3 protein-coding genes are annotated in these 3,706 nt (G+C 64.4%); all 3 read right to left on the bottom strand.

Going from position 1 to position 3,706, the window contains the following annotated elements; all coding sequences use genetic code 11:
- Positions 1-81: 81 nt before the first annotated feature.
- From GM910_RS26780 to GM910_RS26770, 3 genes are read right to left on the bottom strand one after another with little or no spacing between them, the layout of a single operon-like run.
- On the bottom strand, positions 82-399 hold the full coding sequence (locus tag GM910_RS26780; protein ID WP_159593931.1) for a TroA family protein: 318 nt from the start codon (positions 397-399) through the stop codon (positions 82-84).
- Positions 399-1,232 carry an ABC transporter ATP-binding protein gene (locus GM910_RS26775; protein ID WP_159593929.1) on the bottom strand — a complete coding sequence of 278 codons (834 nt, stop codon included), beginning with the start codon at positions 1,230-1,232 and terminating at the stop codon, positions 399-401. The genes GM910_RS26780 and GM910_RS26775 overlap by 1 nt, the downstream gene beginning before the upstream one ends.
- Before the next feature lie 4 nt (positions 1,233-1,236).
- Entirely contained in the window at positions 1,237-3,315 is a 2,079-nt protein-coding gene (locus GM910_RS26770; protein ID WP_159593927.1) for a TonB-dependent siderophore receptor, read from the bottom strand.
- Positions 3,316-3,706: the final 391 nt, after the last annotated feature.

Here is a 3,706-nt window from a genome sequence, read left to right as displayed (position 1 = left end):
GTTGTGGCGCTGCCGTGAAGAACCTGTCCCATAGTGCATCCTTCCATTCCTGGGAAAACAATGCACCATCAAAATGCGGGATCAAACATCTAGATAGGGGGAAGAGAAGATAAGGTCCGGCGAAAGGCTCTGCAGGACCTCGAAGTTCACCTCGTTCATGGAGCCGAGATTGACCGTCTCAGGCGGCAGGCGCGGCTCCACCACCCAGATATCCCAATCGGGCATGCTGGGAACGGCAATGGGCGGCACGCCCATCTCGATCATCGTGGAGGCCACGGCGTAGTCGAGGGAGACAACCCGCGGGGCGGCGGCGGCCGAAACACGCGGCAGGCAGGCGGCCGCGGCGGCGGCAAGGAAAGTGCGCCGCGACAGGCCGCTATGAAGGCCGCGAAGCTTCATCAGCGGGCAAAGCCCAGCGGAGCGCCACTGTCGGGATGCGTGACCACACGCATGGGGAGGCCGTAGACCTCCTCCAGCACCTGCGGCGTCATCAGCTCGATGGGGGTGCAGTCCTGGATGACCCGACCGCCCCTGAGGGCGACGATGCGGTCGCAGAAGCGTGCGGCGATGTTCACGTCATGCAGGACGACGACCACGGCCATGCCGCGCTCGCGTGCGCACGCATGGACGAGCTCCATCACATTGACCTGGTGAATGAGGTCCAGAGCCGCGATCGGCTCGTCGAGAAGCATGCATTCCGGCTGCTGGGCCATCAGCATGGCCAGCCACACCCGCTGCCGCTCGCCGCCCGAAAGCGTATCGACGAGCCGGTCGGCAAAGGGCTCGATACCCGTCGCCGCAATGGCCTCGTCGCAGGCCCGTTGATGCTCGGCCGAAAAGCGCCCCAGTGCTCCGTGCCAGGGATAGCGGCCGAACGCCACCAGTTCGGCCACCGTCAGGCTCTCCGCCGCCGGCAGCGCCTGGGCAAGCCAGGCCACCTGGCGGGCATATTCCCGCGCGCCGAAATCGGAAAGCGGCCGTCCGCCGTAGAGGATCGTCCCCTCGTCCGGCACGATCTGCCTTGCCAGGAGCTTCAGGAGCGTCGTCTTGCCCGAGCCGTTGTGCCCGATAAGGCCGCACAGTTCTCGAGGGCGGAAAGACAGACCCTCGATATCGAGAAGCGTGCGCTCCTCGGCGCGAACCACCGCCCTTTCGACAGCGAAGCCGGGGGACGACGGCCGCTCGTCAGTCCCGGCCTTGCTGTGCTCGAAAAGTGCTGCGGCCGCCGTCATTCCCCTACCACCTGTATTTCAGCGATCCGACGACGCTGCGGCCCTGCCCCAGATAGCAATAGCCCTCGTTGCAGACCGCCGGCCGCTCGTCCGTCAGGTTGGTCGCGGAGACGGAGAGCGAGAGCCCGTCCCACTCGGGGCGCGCCTTGCCGAAATCATAGGTGACGGAGGCGTCGAGATAGGTGACGGCCTCGTTCTTCGAGGTGTTGGCGCCGCTGGTGAAGGTCTCGCTCAGATAGCGCACGCCGGCACCGAGCGAGAGGCCGGCAAGCGGCGTGTTCTCATCGAAGGTGTAGTAGCCCCACAAGGACGCGACATGCTCCGGGGTGACGGCGGGGCGGTTGCCGATGAGGCTGGTGTCGGCGGCCCCCGTGATCTCGGCATCGTTGTAGGTATAGGCGGCGACCACGTCGAAGCCCGCGGCCAGGGAGGCGCGCGCCTCGATCTCCACCCCCTTCGTCGTCACCTCGCCGACCGGGGCGTAAATGAACAGGCCGTTCTCGATACCTACGAATTCCGGCCTGTCGGTTTCGGTGATGTGATAGAAGGCGGCGACGACCGAGAAAGGCGATCCCTCCGGCTGGTATTTCACGCCGACCTCGAACTGCCTTGCCGTCTGTGGGTCGAGCACGGTTCCATTCGCGCCTTTTTCCGTGACCGGCAAAAAGGAGGTTGCGAAGCTCGCATAGGGTGAAAGCCCGTTGTCGAGGCGGTAGAGCGCACCGACCTGCCCGGAAAACGCGCTGTTCGTTTCGTCGGCGGTCACCGCACCGGTCATGTGGTTTCTATTCTTCTGCTTCACCCAGTCGTGGCGCCCGCCCAGGGTGAAACGCCAGCGGCCGGCCTCGATCTGGTCCTGCGCGTAGAGGCCAATCTGGCGCATGTCGGCGGCGCTGTGGAGGACGAGCGTCCGGGGTGTCGGGCCGCTGATACCTGAGACCGGATCGCGGATATCGAGGTCGTAGTCCGGGTTGAGACCGTCGGTGCGGTAGCTGAACTCCGACCCGACATCGGTGAAATCGAGGCCGGCCAGCACATTGTGCGTCAGGCCGCCGAGCTCGAACGTCCTCAACAAGCGGTTGTCGGCCTGGAAGACGTTCATCCGGTCGGTGATCGCATGGGCGCCGCGGTGGTAGATGTTGGGGTCGACTGCGTCCCATGCCCCGGAGAGATATCGGGCGTCGAGGTCCAGATAGGAGTAGCGGATGTGCTGGTTGAAGGTCACGTCATTGTCGAAGGTGTGCTCGAGCTCGTAGCCCACCTGGTACTGCTCCACCTTCTGGTAGTCGTATTCGGGATCGCTCGCCCGCATGTCGAGCGCCACGCCGTCACGGTTGAGCGCCGCGGCGGAGGCTGACGTCTTGTCCTTCTGGCCGAGTGCGTAGACCGTCAGAGACGTGGCGTCGTCCGGCTGCCACGTCAGCGAAGGCATCAGCATCAGGCGGTCGTCATGCATGTCGAAATTGGTGTCGGCGTCGCGCGCCACGCCGACAATCCGGTAGAGGAGCGTGCGGTCCTCGTCGAGCGCGCCGCCGAAGTCGAAGGCGGCCTGATAGCGGTCGACCGTGCCGTATTGCAGTTCGATCTCACGGTGGTCCTCGCCCGTCGGCCGCTTGGAGATCTTGTTGACGAGCCCGCCGGGGGTGCCGCCGCCATAGAGTGTCGAAGCCGGCCCCTTCAGGATCTCCATGCGCTCGAGGCTATAGGGCTCGGTGCGGAAGGTGCCGTAGTTCATGTAGGGCTGGCGGAAACCGTCGCGGTAGTCGCCGAGCGTCGTGAGGTTGAAGCCGCGGATATAGATCTGGTCGAAACGGGGATCGAAGCCGAAGCTGCCCGTGGTGACGCCCGCCGAATAGCGCACCGCCTGGATGATGTCCTGGACTCCCCGTTCCTCCATCTCCTTTCGCGTCACGACCGAGACCGAGCGCGGCGTCTCGGCAAGCGGCGTGTCCGTCTTGGTGGCCGAGCTGGCCTCCTTGGGGGCGACGGTGTCGTTGTCTTCCGCTTCGTCCGTCTGGCCACGCACTTCCAGCCGCTCCAGGCGCGTCGCGCGTCCCTCGGAAGACTGCGCTGCCGCCGGCATGGCTTGCATGCCAAGGGCGACCGTGGAAAGCGCACTCGCCGTCAGCAGGAATGCTGCTCTCGCGGAAATTTGGAAGTGTGGCCCGTTACCGTCAGCAATCGCCATAGATGCCCCCATTGCGTGGAAAAGAGCGGGGGCTGGATCATTCCGTCTGGCTGCCGCGCTGCAACCAACTATAAAGCTTCTGAAATTTGTCAAGTTTTTTCCATTACAGTTCGCAGCGCATCACATGCGCCATCCAGGCAAAGCCCTGATCACCGCCGTGCTGCCGAAAGTGCCTGCGCGACATCCGCCCATATGAGCCTGGCCTGCCCCCTGGAAAGTGGTCCTCCCTGAAGTAGGCTATTGAGCCGTAGAGAGGACGTTGGAATGCCCCAGAAGAAGCACAAGC

Source organism: Chelativorans xinjiangensis (assembly GCF_009812055.1).
GTDB lineage: Bacteria > Pseudomonadota > Alphaproteobacteria > Rhizobiales > Rhizobiaceae > Chelativorans > Chelativorans xinjiangense.
Note: the sequence above shows the minus strand (reverse complement) of the source record. Positions and strands in the feature narration are given on the sequence as shown.